1 protein-coding gene (cut by a window edge) is annotated in these 18,165 nt (G+C 68.0%); it reads right to left on the bottom strand.

The annotated features are described in order from the left end of the window. Positions 1-18,165, bottom strand: the beginning of a protein-coding gene (locus tag BM198_RS26610; protein ID WP_074973714.1) for an Ig-like domain-containing protein. Its footprint begins 24,699 nt before the window's first position; 18,165 of the gene's 42,864 nt are visible here — the first part of the coding sequence; it begins with the start codon at positions 18,163-18,165; its stop codon lies off the left edge, out of view.

Genomic DNA, 18,165 nt, shown 5'->3' with positions numbered 1-18,165 from the left:
CAGGGGCAGGAAGCGCACGTAGCCGGTGCCCAGGTCGTTGGCGGCGGCCACGGCCAGGGCGCCACGCTCGCTCTCCACGGCCAGGTCGAGGGCGCGGTGGTTGGGCAGGGTCAGGCTGGAGACCAGCAGCGGGCGGCCCAGGTCGTTGACGTCCACCACGCGCACGCCGTCGCGGTCGTTGGCCAGGTACACCAGGCTGCCGAGGGTTTCCAGACCCAGCACCGGCTGGTCGAGGCGCAGCTGGGACAGGCGGATCGGCCGTTCCCACAGCCCGATGTCATAGAGCTCCAGGCCGGCCGGCATCAGGAAGCGGTTGGAGCTGGTGGGCGCGGAGCCCGCCTTGACGCCGACGAACAGGGTGTCGCCCACCACCTGGGCGGCGCCGATCTGCATCGGCGGGTAGTTCGGCAGCACGATGCCCAGGCCCTGCGGCAGGGTGTAGGACAGCGCGCCGACCTTGACCTCGCGGGTGCTGGCGCCGCTGGGGATGCGCAGGAAGACGTCGTAGATGTCCGGGTCGATCACGCCCGGCAGGATGAAGTCGAAGTCACGCTGGGTCTCGACGTCGTCCTGCAGGTCGATGGCGGCGCGGCCCGGCTCTTCCACGATCGGGCTGCGGCCGGTGTAGATCTCGGTGGCGCCATGGCGGGCACGCAGGACCACGCGGGTGCCCGGCAGCAGCACGTCGGCGGATGCGTTGATGCTGACGAGGGTGCCGCCCTTCTTGCTCGCGGAATCCGGGCTGATGCGGTACTTGACCTGGTCCAGCGCCTGCTCGGCGCCGATCACCAGGGCGCCCAGGTAGTCCTCGCGCAGGCCGCCGTCTTCCAGGCGCAGGTGCCACTGGCCGGGGCCGAGGGGCAGCATGTCGAGGGCGTTCGGGGCGATTTCCAGGCGCTCGGTGCTGACCCACTGCAGGGCCACGGGGTACTGGTTGACGTAGCCCTTGACGGTGCTGGAGAAGCCACTGCCGTTGATCACCACGCGGTCCTGGGCGCCACGGTGGAAGCGGGCGTTCTCCAGGTTGCGGATGCGCGGCTGGGTGGCGCCGGCGGCGGCTACCTTGAAGTCCACCTGGTACGGTGCCCACAGGCCGCCGCCACGCAGGTTGCGCGCGGAGGCCAGCTGCAGGCGCAGGCTGGCGCCGGCGGCGGGGGTGAAGCGCAGGGTCACGCGGGTCGCGGACTGGCCGTCGCCGCCCACGGCCTCGACGCTCGGGGCCGGCAGTTCGCGCTCGCCGTTGCCGATGTCCAGCAGGCGCAGGGCGCCCGGGGCACGCAGGGATTCCAGGGTCACCGGTTCGTTGAAGTTCAGGGTCAGGGCCTGCTCGCTGGCCGGGATCACACCGCCCTGGGTAACGCTGGCATCCAGCACCAGGGCGCCGGGCAGCTCGAGCACGGTCAGGCCCTGTTTGCCGGAACCGGCCACCAGACGGTTGTTGAAGAGGTCCAGGGCTTCGATGCGCTCCTGGTTGCCGGCGGAGACCACGCGCGGTTGCAGCGGCTGGGCCAGGTCCAGCACCACCACGCCGCTTTCCGCCGAGACGAACAGCAGGTTGCCGGCCATGCGCAGGGCAATGCCGCGGCCGCCCAGGGCCTGCAACTGCTCGTCGAAGCTGACCCGCACACGCTCTTCGGGCTCGTCGCGGTTGACGATCTCGACGCCGCGGCCGCCTACGGCCACCACCAGGTAGCGGCCGTAGACCAGCGCGTCCTGTGGGTTGGCGGTGAAGCTGTAGAGGCGGGTCTGGCTCGGGTCGAACAGGTTCAGGCTGCGGATCTCGCCTTTTTCCTGGTCGACGGCCTTGGCCAGGGTCTCGTCCCAGCCCGGGCAGTTGGCCCATTTGGCGCCCTGTACCAGGCCGCCGCTGATCAGCCAGCCGTTGTCGAGTTTGAGCAGGCCGGTGCCTTTCAAGCCATCCGGCGCCGCGACCCGTACCGGGTCCTCACCATCCTGGTAGTTCAGCGCGGCCAGGCCTAGGCCGCTGGAGCCGCCGATCTTGAAGGCACAGCTGCTACTCTGCGGCGAACCGACATCCACCGAGGCGGTGGCGGCGAACAGGCCGTTGCCCTGCTTGACCAGGCGACTGACGAGCCCGCCGAGCTTCTCTTCCTGGATCACTTGCAGGCCGTTCTGCTCGTCCAGGTTCAGGCGGGCGACGCCACCCTGGCCGCTGGCGACGTAGAGGCGCTTGCGCCAGGTGTTGCCTTCCCATTCGCGGGTCGGGGCGATCTGCAGGGAATCGAGGCCAAGGGTGAAGTCCTGAGCGGCCTGGCGGTCGAGGATTTCCTGCTCCTCATCGGTGATCTCAACCTGAGCTCTCGCAAGGCGCTGGGCAATGCCCATTGCCTGATTCTTGAGGGACACCCTCTGCGCGTCTCCGGGAAGAGCTGGAGCACCTCCGACCAGCATGGGCTTCAGCGCATCCTGCACAGCAAAGGAGGCAGCACGGTAGGTTTCCGGCAGCCATCCGCCGCCTTGCAGAACCTGCTTGCCGTAGCCTTCGACCATCAGGCCACCAGTGCTCACAGCAACCCCAGTTTCGCGGTCGATCCACAGGTCGCTGGGGAAGATCAGAGAAGGATGCAGCTCCGCCAGCTTGCGCAGGCCGTAGCCGAAGCTGCGCTCGTCGCGCAGGCGAGCCTGGTTGCCGTAACGATCCTCTCCCAGCACCTCCACCTTGCCCGGAGCGCCGCGCGGTGTAGTGACACGCATGCGATGAGTGGAAAGTACCTGGATACCGACCACAGGCAGGTTGCCGAAGCGTACCTTGAGGCCATCCATGACGCTGTTGCCCGGTTCGAAACCATCGCCGCTGATGGTGACAGTGGTTTCGCCGGTCACCGGCCCCCAGAGCGGTGCCAGTGCGTCGAAGCGGATCGGTGCGTCCACCAGCAGCGCGCCTTCGAGCAGGGCCTGTTCCCAGAGCCCGTCGCGCAGCACGGACAGGGTCAGGTTGTACTGGCCGGGTCGCGGCATGGCCGGGACACTGACCTTGAGCACGGCCGGGGCGGTGTCGCTGTCGCGGATAACGCCTTCGATCTGCAGGGCGCGGTCACCGGCGAAGAGGCGCACCTGGGCCAGGTTGGCCGGGATGCCGCGGGCGCTGACGGTGATCTGGCTGGTGGTGTTCTGGGCGATACGACGCGGCACCACGGCTTCCAGGCTCAAGGTGTCGTCGCGGGCGCCGCGGTAGGTGAGGCCGACGCGCTGGTCCTGGGCCAGGCGCTGGAGCACCACGGTGTCGGTGGCGGACAGCGGCTTGACCGAGGCGATGCCGGCCTTGGCCAGCAGGGTCAGGCGGTCGCCGGCCTTGAGGGTGTCGGCGACGCTGGCGGCCAGGGTCAGGCGGGCGTCGTTGTTGAGGATCTGCACGGTGGCCGGCAGGGTCTCGCCCTGGGGCCCGAGCAGGCTGAACAGGGCTGCGTTCGACGGGTACAGGTCGATGGCCTTGTTGAAGCGGGCGATGACCTGCAGGCTGCCGTCGACCTGGCGGTCGAGGATGCCGTTGCGCGGGTCGACGGTGTGCAGCTTGAGCACCACGTCCGGCACCACCTGCAGCACGCTGCCCTTGGCGTCGACACCGCCGGCGTGGGCGGCGTATTCGCTGGCCACCACGCTTTCCACGGTGCCGCCCTCGGGGGCCGGCATGCTGCGGCTGGGCTGCGGGCGCAGCGGGTCGGTGACGTCGATGCTGAGCACGCCCTTGTCGCCACGGGCCACATAGAGGGTGTTGCCGTTGTAGTCGAGGTCGTAGACGTAGCCGATGTCGTTGACGCGGGCGACCACCTGGGGACGGTTCGGGTCCTGCAGGTCAACCACGGCGACGCCGCTGGCGCCGGCCGCCACGTAGGCGTAGCGCCCCTGCAGCACCACGCGGGTGCCCGGCAGGTCGAGGTGGCCGAGGCGCTGCAGGCCTTGGCCGCTGCTCTGGCCGTAGACCTGGAAGCCGCCGCTGCCGTTCTCTTCCTTGCTCAGCAGGCGGTTGTTGGGGAAGTCGAAGGCGCCGCCGACGGTGACCAGCAGGCCGCTCTCGCCGGCAGCGGCATCGCGGGTGGCGACGTCGAGCATCGGCATGCGCGGGTCGCTGGCCAGGCTTTCCACCAGGTAGGTCTTGTTCGGCAGGAAGGCATCGACCACGCCCAGGCCTTCCTCGCCCATGGCCAGCAGCACGCGGGCGTTGCGCACCCGCAGGCCGCGCACGGCGCTGGAGGGCAGCTCCAGGGAGCCGATCAGGGTGGTGCGCGACGGGTCGAGGCTGTCGAAGGCCACGGTGAACAGCTGCGCCGCGTCGGGCTTGCCGCCGGCCAGGTGCACGGCAGTGATGTAGACGCGGTCGGAACCGCGCTCGAAGTAGGGTTCGACGCCCACGGCGATGTAGCCGGACGGCAGGCTGATGGAGGAGATGACGCGGTCGTCGCGGCCATCGCGGTTGCGGTCGATCAGGCGCAGCAGGTCGTCCGGGTTCAGCGGTTTCTGCGGGTCGGCGGTGTAGTTGCCGGCGTTGAGGTCGTAGACCAGCACGCCATTGCTGCCCTGGGCGGAGAACAGGTAGCTGCCGCTAGGGTCTAGCGCCAGGTCGTAGACGCGGCCCTTGTCGCGGATCTGCGACTGCGGCGGCTGCTGGAAGGTGAAGGACTGCGCCAGGGTGCCCTGTTGGCCGTTGGCCAGGCGGATGCGCACATCCACCGTGCCGATGGGGCCGGGCGGGGTGATGACCTCCAGGGTCTCGCCGTCGAGCACCTTGAACTGCTCGGCGAGGATGTCGCCGAAGCTGACGGTCATGGCGCCCAGTTCGCTGCGGAAGCCCTGGCCCTTGATCAGCACGCGGGTGCCGCCGTTCAGCGAACCCTGTGCCGGGGACAGTGAGCGCAGCAGCAGCGGTTCGACGAATTGCACGGCGCCGACGCGGGTGGCCTTGCTGCCGTTGCCGGCGACCACTTGCAGGCTGGCCGGGCCGGGCAGGCTGGCCGGTGCCTGGACGCGGTAGCGGGCGCTGCCGTCGGGCAGGGATTCGGCCAGGGTGCCGGTGGCGGTCTGGCCGGAGACGGTGAACTGCGGCTGGCCGGTGACGCCGGACAGGCGCACGTTGATCTCGCCGCCACCGACGTCGAGCATCGACGGCCGGCTGTCGAGGATGGCCACCTGGGCACCGCCGGCCAGACCGCTGCGGAAGTGGATGGCGTGTTCCATCAGGCCACGGCTGCGACGGCTGGCCAAATCGCCCTTGAGAATGAGCTGGTGGCTGGCGTTGGCCAGCAGCGCCTGCTCGGGCACCAGGGTCAGGGTGCGCTGGTCGGCGCTGCGCTGCAGGGCGAAGGGCAGGCTGACGGCCGGCTGGTCGCCCTGGGCGTCGCGCTGCAGCACCAGGAACTGGCGCAGCTGCTCGTCGCTCATGGCGCCCAGGGAGCGGGTGAAGCGCAGCACCAGCGGACTGTCCAGGGGCACGCCGTCGGCCTGGTCGCGCGGGGTGGAGCCAACCAGCTCCAGGGTCAGCAGGTCCACCAGGCCGAGGTGGGAGACCTTGCCGCCGGTGGCGTCGCCGCGCAGGGCGAAGCCGGCGATGCCCTGGTCGGTGATCACTAGCGGCTGGGTGCGCGCGGGCTTCTTCAGCAGGTTGTCGTAGTCTTCGGAGTGATCGGCGGCACGCACACAGTAGGGCAGGCTCAGGGCGTCCAACAGGCCGATTTCGACCGGGCGGCTGAAGTCGTAGAAGCCGAGGTAGGCTTGCAGGCCCTTCTCGCAGGCGGCGTGGTCGCTGCCGGTGTAGGTCAGGTTGAGGCCGGTGGTGGCCTGGGCGGCGATGCCACGGCTGTCGCCCGGCACGCTGAAGCCGCCGGAGAGGTAGCGGCCCTGCTCGCGGATGAAGGCCGGGCGGCTGGCGTCGTAGAGGTTCAGGCCGTTGCCGGTGACGAAGCGGCTGCCATCGGCGGTGAGGCCGATGTAGCCGCCCACGCGGGATTCGCCCAGCTGCGGCAGGGACGGGCGCGACAGGTCGAAGACCACGCGGGCGCCACCGTTGACCACGTGCAGGCTGTCGCCGATGACGGCGATGTCCTGGACGTTGCCGAGGGTCTGCACGCGGCCGTCGATGCTGGCCTGGGTGATGCGGCGCACCACGGTCGGGCGCAGCGGGTCGGCGACGCTGACCACGGCGATGCCTTCGGCGGTGGTGGAGACCAGCAGCAGGCCCTGGTGGGCGACCACCTTCTCCGGCACGGCCTGGGTGAAGGGCAGCGGCAGGCTGTAGCGGATGCCACGGTCCTTGCCCAAGGGCTGCTCGGTGAGGTCGTCGGGGTCGCGGATTTCGCGGTCGTAGACCAGCAGCACGCTGCGGCCTTCGTATTCGGTGTCGATGTAGGGGAAGTCGTAGCCGCGGCCCACCACGTAGAGCTGCTTGTCGGCCAGGGCCATGGCGCTGGGCTTCATGTCCTGGGGCAGGTTGTAGTAGCCCAGACCGTGGCGCGGGGCGGCTTCGCCGACCTTGGCCGGGTCGTATTTCACCAGGCTGATCCAGCCCGGGGCGTAGTAGTGCTCGAGCTGCTCGCGACTGAAGACCTGGTCCGGTGTCGGCGAGCCCTTGCCCAATTCACCCCGGCCGAGCACGTAGAACATATGCAGGTCACTGTCGACGGCGAGGTCGACGATATGGCCCGGCGGCAGCTTGAGCGGGTCCGGCACGTAGTCGGTGATGCGGCCATTCCCCAGGGCTTCCAGGCGCTCATCGATGACCTTGGCGGTCATCGGCTTCTCGGTCTCCAGGCCGCGATCGAGCTGCAGGCGACCATAGAACAGGGCATTGCGCTGGACGTAGTGGCGGCCGAGTTCGTCGTCCAGCTCCAGGTCGATGAAGCCGCGGTAGCCCTTGCCATTCTCGTCGCGGAAGTCCGGCACCAGCAGGCTCATGCGCTCGGCGCTATAAAGGCGCAGGTCGCCGGAGCCGACCTTGATGACCTTCTTCTCGGGGTTCGGCTCGCCGCTCTTGTAGGCGGTGAGCGTCAGGCCGGCGTGGAAGCCCTTGCCGACCAGGTCGACGCGGTCGTTCTTGCCGCTCTGGGCGACACGCACCACGGCCGGTGCCAGGTGCGAGATGGACAGTTCGTCGACGAACACGAAGCCGCCGAGCACGGTGTCGGAAAGACCGGCCTCGGTGTACAGGCTGACCGCCGCCGGGCCCGGGTAGTTGGGCACGGTGCGGGCGTAAAGGCTGATCACGCCACTGGCGGCGTCGACCGCGCGGCGCTCGATCACCAGAGGCTCGCCACCCACCAGCAGGCGCGGCTGGTCGCCGAAGTTGAGGCCACGGACGATGAGTTCGGTGCCACCGCGCACGTCGCCGACGTTAACGCAGGCGCCGCGCTCGGCGCTTTCGCGGGTGCAGATGCTCTGGATGTCCGGGTAGGCGGCATCGGCCGGCGCGGTGCTGAAGCTGAAGACGTAGTCGGCGGCCAGCGGCTGCCCGGTGACGGGCCTGAGCCCCTCTTTGATGCGCACGTAGTAGCGCTGGCGCGGCTGCAGGCTCTGGCCGTCCTTGCGGGTGAGCTGGATGCGGCGATTGGTGGTGTCGCTGCCACGGGCGGCGAAGGCCAGGTCGAACAGGCCGGTGACATCGCGTCCCACCTTGGCATCACCTTCGAGCACCTGGACGGAGTCGGCCAGGCGGGTTTGTTCCGGCAGAACCGCCGACAGTTCGATGAGCATGGCCGGCAGTTGGGTACTGACGTCGCTCTCGCCCACTTGCGGGTTGTGCTGCAGCACGGTGAGGGCCGGCAGGTCGATGCGGCCGATGCCGCCCTTGCCGGCGGCGACCTGGATGGCGCCACGGGCCAGGGTTACGCCGCGGATGGCGAAGTTGTCGGGGGTGGCGTTGCGCTGGACCATGACCGGGACGCTGGCGTCCAGGCCGCTCTCGCCGATGCGCGCGAGGTCGAGGATCTGCACCAGGCTCTGGGTCGGCTTGTCTTCCTGGTCGGAGAGCAGCTCGGTGACGTAGGCGAGGTTGCCGGAGACGTGCACGTCGTAGAGGCCGTCGGCGGCCTGGTCGGGGCGGTGCGGCTTGATCTCCACCACCTGCACCAGGCGCGGCTGGTCGGGCTCGCTGATGTCGATGCGGGTCAGGCGGGCGCTGTCGCCGCTGCCGGCCATGTCGGTGACGTAGAGCTGGTTGCCCACCAGGTGCAGGCGGTTGGCCACGCCCAGGGTATCGATGCGCGCCACCTGGGGCATCGCCGGGGTGCTCAGGTCGGCGACCACGACACCCTCTTCGGAGGCGGCGATGTAGGCGTAGTGGCCACGCACCTTGACGTCGCGGGCGAAACCGTTGGGCTTGATGTAGCCGACATGGTAAGGCGCGGTCATGTTGGTGATGTCGATGACCTGCACGCCGCCGGCACCGTTGGCCACCAGGGCCAGGTTGCCGCTGCGGGTGAGGCCGTAGACATCCGGGTAGGGCATGTCGACGCGGCCCATCATCAGGTAGGGCAGGCCGAACTGGCCGTCGCCGTTGCGCTGGCCGAACAGCAGCAGCTCGCCGGCCTTGTTGTCCAGGTAGAGGGCGCCAGTGCCTTCGCTCGGGGTGTCGCCGCCGTGCCAGTCCTTGCGGATCTCTTCGCTGAATTGGCTGACGAACTGGCAGCCCGGGTCGTTCGACTGGCAGCTACCCGGGGCGGTGACGCCGGACTTGCCGGCCAGCACGATGTTCTCGTCGGTGACCAGTTCGCCGATGGTGCCGCTGAAGATCTCGGCGGCACCGTTGAGCAGCGGCGAGTAGGCGAAGTAGTCGCCCTGCTGGTTGCCCTGGGTCTCGTCCATCGCATCCATGATGTAGATGCCGGTGCGCGCCTCGGGCAGGCCGTGCTGGGCGTCTTCCTTGCTCAGCAGGCCGAGGCCCTGCTCGATGCGCAGCGGATCGACGCTGGCCCAGGCGGCGATCATCGCGCCGCTGCGGTCGAGGGCGCGGTACTGGTCGATGGCGGTGTAGTGCACGCCTTTGGCCTGGGCCTGGGCCTGGGCACCGGCCTTGGGCGCGATGAAGCGGCGCTCGCTCAGCGGCCAGCCCATCTCGTGGTAGGTGTCGCGGGTGACGGTGTGGTTCGGCGTGACCACCTTGGTCAGCACGTGCAGGCGTTCGTTGCGCAGGCCGGTGCGGCGAAGCACGTTGCCCTGGCTGAAGTCGGCCCAGTAGATGTAGTAGTGCTTGTCCGGGTCGCTGACCGGGGTGGTGTCGCCCGGCGGGCGCTGGTCGTCGCGGAACAGGGTCAGCGGGTACTCGTCCTTAACCGTCCACTCACCGACATCGTTCTGGTATTCGCGGCGCCAGAGCATGCTGACGTCCTGGATGGCGCCGCCCATGTCTTCGACGGACACCACTGCCCGCAGGCTTTCGCCCATGGTCAGTACGTCCTTGTCGATCGGGTAGAGCACGGCGAGGCGCGGTACCACGGTGTCTTCGAGCTTGCCGACGCGCACCACCTGGGACTCGCCCGCCTGGCCCAGCGCGTCGTAGGCGATGGCCTGGACGGTGAAGCCCTGGACGCCCGCCGGGGCGGCGAGGCGCGCGCGGTAGACGTGGTCCTGGGCGTGGCTGCCGACCTGCTGGCCGTAGCTCTGCTCGGTGGTGATGACCGGTACGCCGTTGACGTAGAAGGTGACGTGGTCGATGCCCTCGGGGCCGAGGTCGTCGAAGGCCTCTACGAAGACTTCGAGGTCCTGGCCGTCGATCACCACGGCGTTGTCGTTGTCGGGCTTGACGATGCGCGCCTGCGGCGGTTTGTCGGCCTTGATCAGGATGCTGCCCGGCAGGTCCACCATGGCGGACTCGTAGCCGTCGAGGTCGCGGGCCTTGGCGCGGAAGCGCAGCACCTGGTCGACGCGGCCGGTGGGCACCTTGAAGTGGAACTGGTAGGGCGCGGCGGAATCCTCGCCCAGGGCCTGGTACTTGGGCGTGGAGCCGGCCGGGCCGATGGCGTAGTAGAGCGCGGCGGCGTCCACCCCGACCTCGGGGTCGCTGGCCTGGACCTGGACCACCACGCCGCGGCCCTCGGTCAGCTCGGTGACCTCGCCCATGGCGAAGCCGCGGGCGTCCAGTAGCTTGATGGCGTTGACCTCCGGCGGCTGGTTGCGCAGCAGGTTGACCGGGATGATCTCCTTGGCCTCGTTGCCAGCCGGGTCGCGGGCGGTGATCTGCAGCTGCATCGGCAGGGATTCGGGCAGCGTGTCGGTGCGGCCCAGGTAGTCGGCGATGCTGGCCACCGGCAGGCTGCCGATATAGGGGCCGGTGAGCAGCAGGCGATCGGAGACGCGTTCCTCGGGGGCGAAGGTGCCGTCGCCGTTACGGTCGACGTACAGGCCCAGGCTCACCGAGCCGACGCGGACGTTGTCGCTGACTTCCAGCTGGTACGGCAGGTTGCGCTTCTCGGCGATGCTGGCACCACTGGCCAGCGGCTGCTTGACCAGCAGTTGCGGCGCCTTGTCGTCCTTCAGTACGCGCACGCGCACGGCCTGGGGCGTGCTGACGCTGCGGCCCTTGCCGTCGGCGCGACGCTCCAGGGCGCTGGCAGTGAGGCTGAGGTCGGTGCCGGCCTGGCCATAGGGCACTTCGACGAGGAATTCGTAGGGGAAGACCATGTCGGTGAGGCTGCGGTCGCCGCCCTTGAGGCCGCCGATGTTGAGCACCACGCGGTCGATGCCGACGTCGTCCACGGCGTTGATTTCCACCAGCAGCAGCTGGCCTTCGGTGGTCTCGCTGTTGTTCTGCGGCGCGCCGACCACCACGCTGGGCAGCTGGTCGCGGGTGACTTCCACCGTCAGGTGTTCCTCGGCGCGGTGGGCGTCGAGATCGCCATGGGCGACGCCGTAGGTGTCCACCGCCTCCAGGCTGAGCTGCACCTGGTTGGCCTGGGGGTTGTCCGGGTCGAAGGCGGGCATCGGCACGGAGAAGTTGTAGGGCGACTGGCGCAGGCGCATCTCGTAGGGCGGCTGGCCGTTGCCGTAGGTGGCGCGCAGGTGCACGTACTCCACGCCGACGTCGTCGAAGGCCTTGGCGTTGACGTACAGCGGGTTGCCTTCCACGACCTTGGCGCCGGGCACGGGCTCGACGACGTCGATCACCGGGCGGGCGTCGATGTTGATCGGGTAGCTGTTGGTGAGCACCGCGTTGTTGGCCGCGTCGAAGCCTTCCAGGCGCACGCGCACGCTGACCCGCTCGATCTGGTCGCTGGTCAGGCCGAAGGCGCGGACGATCTCGGCCAGGCGGTCGACGTGGATCAGCTGGCTGTATTCAGGGGTGTCGATGTCGACCGTGGTGACCGGCTCGTAGTCCTCGGAAGGGATGCCGTCGATGGTGCGTACCACGGTGAAGGGCTGCTCGCGGTCCTGGGCTTCACCACGCACGCGCACCGAGTAGCCGCGCGAGAGCACCAGGCGGTTGACCTTGACGTTGTCGAAGGCCTGGTAGACCAGGGTGAAGTCGCTGTCCTCGATGGCGCCGAAGCCGAGGGCGGGCTGCTTGAACAGCAGTTTCGGGCTGATGGTATCGGCCATCACCTTGATCTTGCGCTCGAACAGGCCGACCGCACCGTCGGAGTCCTCGACCTGGGCGGTGAGCTTGAGTTCTTCGTTGTGGCGGATCAGGCCTTGGGGTACTTCCAGCACGAAGGTGCGCTGCATCGCGTAGGGGCTGTCCTTGCGGCCGAAATCGTCGGCCATGGACTTGTCGTAGCGGGCATGGATGCTGTCGTGGATGCTGGCGAAGGCGGCATCGACCACCTTGTCGCCACCGGTGACGCCGTCGCTGGAGCCGATCACCGGCAGCGGCACGCCGTTGGCGAAGACCTTGAGGCGGCTGGCGGTGAGCTTGCGGTCGTCCGCGGCCACCAGGCCGACGCGGATGCGGAAGGTGCCGGCGGCGATCTCCTGCTCATCGCCCGGGGCGGTGATGCGCACCTCGGGGACCATGTTGGTCAGCGGGTGGACCAGGATGGTGCGGTCGCTGACATGACCGTAGGTGTCGGTCAGTTCGATGCGGTATTCGGTGGGCTCGCTCTGGTCGAAGAGGACCTCGGCCTGGTCGGCGGCCTGCAGCGGCGGCGCGGCGGGGCAGTTGACCTGGAAGCCGCGCTCGTAGACCACGGCGGCGACGCTGCCGTCGCGCTTGAGGCGCAGGATGCGGTAGGCGGCGAGGCCGGCGTCGTCGCGCAGGTCGGTGTCGAGGCGGAAGCGTTCGTTGATCCGCACCCAGAATTCGCCGTAGTTGATGCGCGCCGGATCGGTGAGGGCCTTCTCGTACTTGCCGTCCACCCAGTAGGTGTTGAAGCCGGTGAGGCTGAGCCGGGGCTTCTCGTTGGCCGCCAGCGGGTAGCGCAGGCTGTGTTCGGCGGTGCGACCGCTCCAGTCCTCGGCCACCAGGGTTAGCTCCAGTTCGCCGCTGGAGAACTCGCGGGGCACCCGGTAGGGCAGTTGCAGGGCGCTCTGGCCGAGGTAGGTGCCGAGGTCGTGGACGACACGGCCACGGTTCTCCAGCAGGCGCAGGCTCTTCAGGCCGAGGCTGTCGTCGCCGAAGGTGGTCTTGAGGTCCAGCTGCTGCATGGGCACGGCGACGGAGCCGGCCACCGGGCTGACGATGCGCGCCTGGGGCGCCTGCTCGTCGACCCGCAGGGGCTGTTGCAGCAGGGTGCCGAGCACCAGGTCGCCGCGCTCGTGGGAAAGACCATCCACGGCATGTCCGATCAGGCTCAAGGTGGGACTCTGGATATCGACAGGAACTGGCAGGAGCAAGTTGTAGTGCTCCTCTGGGTGCCCTTGGATGTCCCTCTCAACAAGCTGGACAAAAGCTACCTGGCTATCCTCACCTGTACCGTCCCGCAGCAGTACGTTCAGCGCATAGCGCCCGCTCGCCCGACTACCGTCATCAGTACTGACATCCGCCTGCAAGGTTTCTTGCAACGTTAGCTGAAGGCCATGCAAGAACGCCGGCGCACCACTCAAGGGACGAAACTCCAGTCGGGTTACATCCGTGCCACCCAGCGCATCCAGGTTCAAAACACCATCCGTGGCCTCAACTTCGCGTACTCCAGGCCGCACTTGGCAAAGACTGCGGGAGTAGGTCTCAACCCGCCATCGGCTGGTCTGCTGCCCGACCTTGAGACTATTCAGTACAACTGGATCACGCCCACCCTCGAAAACCAATCGATCATTCTTGACCTCCAAGACCGGACGCTCATTCAACTGGATAGCGCCCTGCCAGCCCTGGGCCTCAGGATAGGCGATGCTGATGAGAGGGAGGTTTTGCTTGAAAGTCGTCTCGATACGAGTCAACCCCAGGGTGTCCCGCCCACCGCCCAACCCACGCAAGGAGCTGGCCACTAGCAGGTGGCTGGTTAGCGTCGCAGCTCGCCCGTCATTAAAGTCGTCTTTTACCCATAGACTTCCTCGCAACGGAGTGCCGCGCTGCTGAATCGACGGAGCGCTATTCTTCCAGCTCAGCAACGGCGGCATATCGCGTTGCACCAACAAACGGCGAACCACCTGGCTTTCGTTACCCAGGAGATCCTTTGCCTTGACCATCAAGGTGAGGCCGATGGGTTCAGCCTGCGGACGATAACGCTCGATATCGAGTGACAAGTCAGGGCCGGCCCCAATCTTGACATGCGGCTCACTGAGACCATCGGCTTTAGCCAAGAGGTCGTCCCTTCCCAGTTCATCCAGCAGACGAACTTCATAGGCAGCAACTGCAGTGTCGTCCTGCAAGTTGATTTCCAGCTTTGCGTTTTTGCGCTCGAAGATTCGCTCCGTCGGCGACTGGATGTTGATCTGCGGGCCAGTCTCGTCGCTCAGCACCTTGATATTGATGGCAGGGGAACGGGCTTCGTTGATGCCGCGGTCACGAGCGCGCAGCACCAGCTGCAGTACCTTGCCGGCGTAGCGGCGGCTGAGCTCGGGGGTGAGGCGCAGGCGGCCGTCGAAGTCGGCATAGAAGCGCTGGCCGACGAGGATGGCGCCGATGGTGCCGGGGTTGGGCACCTTGACTGTCTCGACACGGTCCTTGCGGCTGAACAGTTCCCAGGCCACGGCGTGTTCTTCGCGGGTGTCAGGGTCGATCAGCAGGGGCTCGAGGCTGTCGACGTACTGGTTGTCGCCGGCGCTGCCCTGGATCTGGAAGTTGGTGCCCGGCGGCAGGCTGAAGTCGCCTTCCGGCTTGCTCAGCTGCAGGGTCGGCGGTTCAGTGTCGTCGATGATCTCCAGCTCCAGCGAGGCTTCGCTGACCTGGTTGGCACTGTCGTAGGCGCGGACGGCGATATCGGTGTCGGCCCCGGCCTTGTTGGGCACGCGCAGGGCGGCGCCGACATAGCCTTCCTGGGACTTGGCCAGGTCGCTGCCGCTGACGGTCTTGAGCACCTGCACCTGGCCGCCCTGGCGCAGGATGAATTCGACGCGGCTCACCTGGCGGTCGTCGGTGACCAGGGCCTGGGCGGTGAAGGCTTCGCCCTCGTACAGGCGCGAACCGGGTGCCGGGGCGCGGACGGCGATCTTCGGCGGCTGGTCTTTGCCAATGGGGAAGCGCCAGAGGGTGGGATCGGCATCGTTGCCGTACTGGTCACGGCCGCGCAGTTCGATCACCAGTTCCTGCTGGTCGGAGGGGACTTCCATCTCGAAGCTGTCTTCGAAGCTGGCGACCTGCTGGGCGCCGGTGAGGGCTTTGGAATACAGGGTGCGGCTGCCACTGAGGGCGCTGAAGGCCACCAGGCGGGTGTCGTCGACGCCGCGCAGGCGGACCTGGATGCGGTTGCCGGCGTAGAGCGGTGCGCCTTGGATCGGCGAGACCACGGCCAGGCGCGGGCCGAGAGTGTCGGCCATGACCTGCAGGGGCAGTTCGCGGTTGTCGCCCTGCTGGCCGCCGTCGTCGATGGCGGCGACCTTCAGGCGCAGGGCGCGGTCCTGGTTACCCAGGTTGAGGGGCTTGAGGTCGATCACCAGGCGGTTGACGGTATCCGGGCCGATGACGAGGCCACCCTGCTGGTCGATGCGCTTGTGCCACAGTGGTGCGCTGCCGCCTTCGGCCCAGAGGCTGGCTTCCAGTGCGTGCACGGCGCGGTCGTCGTGGGCGACCACGTCCACCTGCAGGCTGTCCTGGCTGTAGACGCGGCTTTGCACCGGGTTGAGGCCGCGGACCTCGGGCTTGGCGTCGTCGGCGATGCCGATCAGCACCTTCACTTCGCTGTCGTTGCCGGTGCCATCGGTGGCCACGACGCGGATCGGATAGCGGTCGTAGCGCACGCCGTCGAGGTGCTTGAACTTGGGCGCCGCCACCACCTTGAGGGTGGAGAAGGCCTTGAGGGCACCGGGGATGGCCTGCACCGAGAGGCTGCCATCGGCGCTGCTCAGGTGGTCGTTGGGGTTGCCGGTGAGGTAGAAGCCGACGCCTTCCTGCTTGGCCACGCCGTAGAGGTCCAGGCGCTCGACGCCGACGTTGTCGTAGCCGGTGACCTTGAGCACGAAGGTGCTGTCCTCGACCACCGGGGCCAGGTCGTCGCCGGCGTCGCTGACGGTTATGGAGGGTGAGGCAAGATTGATGACCGGGTCTTCCTCGTCCTTGCCCAGGGTGACGTTGACCGGCGCGCTGCGGGTCAGCTGGCCGGCGCTGTCGATGGCCTCAGCGTGGAGGGTCAGGGGGGTTTCCTTGTCCACACCGGCCGGCGCCTGGTAGATCACCGCGAAAGGCGCCTTGAGGTCGGTGCCAACCAGCTTGCCGTTGACGTAGAAGTCGACCTGGCGCAGGCCCAGGTCGTCGGTGGCATTGGCACGCAACTCGACCGGCTGGCCAGAGACCAGGTGCGCGCCTTCCACCGGGTGACTGAAGGATACGGTCGGCGCCTGGTCGCCCTTGACCGGCAGGGTCAGGGGCTCGGAGAGGTTGGACTGCTGGTGCAGGTCGACCACGCGGGCGCGCAGTTCCAGGGTGCGGCCAAGCCAGTCCTGCTTGATTGGCAGCTGGAAGCTGTGGCTGGTGCTGCGCAGGCCGAGCTTGGTGCCGTCGTAGTCGCGGTCCTGGTGGCGGTAGGACTGCACTTCCTCGCCGTTGACCAGCAGGAAGATGTCGGTACCGCCTTCGAGGGTGTCGTCGGTGGCCTCGACCGTGACGCTGGCGGTCTGCCCAACGGTGGCGATGCTGCCGGCCGCGGGCTGGGTGATGCGGGCGGTGGGCCGCTGGTTCTCCAGCACGCGCAGCAGGCGGGCCGGGGCGTCGGCCACAGCGCCGTTCTGGGCATGCACACGAGCGGAGAGTGCCATGCTGGTTTCCCGCTGGGAGATCTCGGGCACTTGAACAGTGGCCTGCCAGACCTCGAACAGCTGCGTCTTGCTCGGGTCGCTCTCCAGCGAACGCTGCTCGAAGATGGGGAAGCGGGTTTCGCCGACCTTGCGCCCGTCGATAAAGTATTCGACCTGGTTGATACCGCTCTGGTAGTCGACATCCGGCAGTGTGCCCAGGTTGACACTGATGGCGGCGCGCAGCGGGCTGTTCTCGACGACGCGCTGGGCATCCACCGGCGACTCGAGGATGAAGTCGGGAACCTTGGGATCGCTCTTGGCGACGACCTGCACGGTGCGCTCGGGGCTGCTCTGGCTCTTGCCGGTTTCGTCGAAGGCCACGGCGCGCACGCGCAGGGCGCGGCCTTCCAGCTCCTGCTCGATGGGCAGGCTGAGGGAATAAGGCGGGGACAGGCGGCGCCCGACCATGGCGCCGTCGAGCCAGAACTCGACGCTTTTCACGCCGACGTCGTCGCTGGCGCTGGCCTGGAGTTCGAGCACCGAGCCTACGGCGATGCTGGCTTCGGGCTGCAGGTCGACGGCTGGAGCGGCGTCCTGGGCGGCGACCGGGAGGTCGACGCCGATGTCCGGGTAACGCTGCAGGCGGGCATGCAGCAGCATCGGGCTCTGCTCGGGCACCTGGGCGCGGGCGCGCAGTTGCAGCTGGTCGTTGCGCTCGAGGATGCCTTCGCTGCCGTTGGGCAGTTGCAGCTCCACTGCGAGACTGTCGGCCAGTGGCGAAGCGCTGCCGTCGTCGAATACCGCGAGGATCGCCGGCAACGCCTGGAAGTCGTTGAGGCGCGGCAGCACCAGAGGCTGGCCGGCGGCCTGGCCTTCGAAACGCAGGGCGGTGAGGCGGCGGCTGTAGTCGACCTTCACCGGCAGGCTGACTTCGCGCAGGCCGGGGTAGCTCACATAAACAAAGACCGCCTCGGAGGCGGTCTCTTGCAATGGATAGACAACGCCTTCGGCGCTCACCCACACCAGGTTCGGGTTGGAGGAGCGGTAGCTGATGCCGTTACCCAGACCGGCCAGGGGGGTCGGCCCGCGGAATTCGAAGTCGACCTCGGGAACCAGGCGGGCCGACTGCAGGGCGTCGCTGAACACCAGGCGATCGGGGTGTACAGCGATGGAGCGGGCGGCTTCCTCGACGCTCTCGCCGATGAAGCGGATGTCGGAGAAGTTGCTCTGGTTGCCGGAAGCATCGACGGCGACCGCCTGGACCATGACCAGGGCGTTGCGCGCCACTTCTTCGGCACTCAGGGGAGCGTCCAGGCGCTGGCGCAGGCTGTAGCGCTGCTGGCCGTCGACCTTGGGGAAGACCCGGCGCGCTTCGGGCATGCGCAGGAAGGCCTTGCGCTCGGCCTGACTGACCACGCCGCCGGCGGCGCGCAGGTCAGAGGCGCGCAGGCCGGTTAGAGAGAGGCTGAGGTAGCTGAGGTCGATGTCGTCCTGGGCGTCGAAGCTGGCCACCAGGTACTGCTCGCCATCCTGGCTCTCGATCGCCAGCTGGGTGAGTTCCAGCTGCGGAGCCACGGCTTCCTGCTGGAAGGTTTCACTGTAGTCCTGGATCCGCCCGTCGGCGTAGACCAGCTTGACCGCCGGCTGCAGGACGTCACCGCCTTCGAGACGGAAGCTGAAGGAGCAGGCGACGCTGGAATCGGTGTCACGCGTGGCATCGGTCGGCAAGAAGCGCTTGCCGCTGGCGGGAATGCTGACTTCTGCCAGGTCGCGGCAATCATCGAGGGAAAGGACGTAGTCGGCGGCGTTGCCGGTGGAACCGAGGGCGGAGGCGGTGCGGATGTCTATTTCGGATGCATAGGCTTCAGGGGTCGCTAGCGCAATAAGCGCAGCGAACAT

The organism is Metapseudomonas otitidis, assembly GCF_900111835.1.
GTDB lineage: Bacteria > Pseudomonadota > Gammaproteobacteria > Pseudomonadales > Pseudomonadaceae > Metapseudomonas > Metapseudomonas otitidis.
The sequence above is the reverse complement of the archived record's forward strand: the minus strand, read 5'-3'. Positions and strand labels throughout refer to the sequence as shown.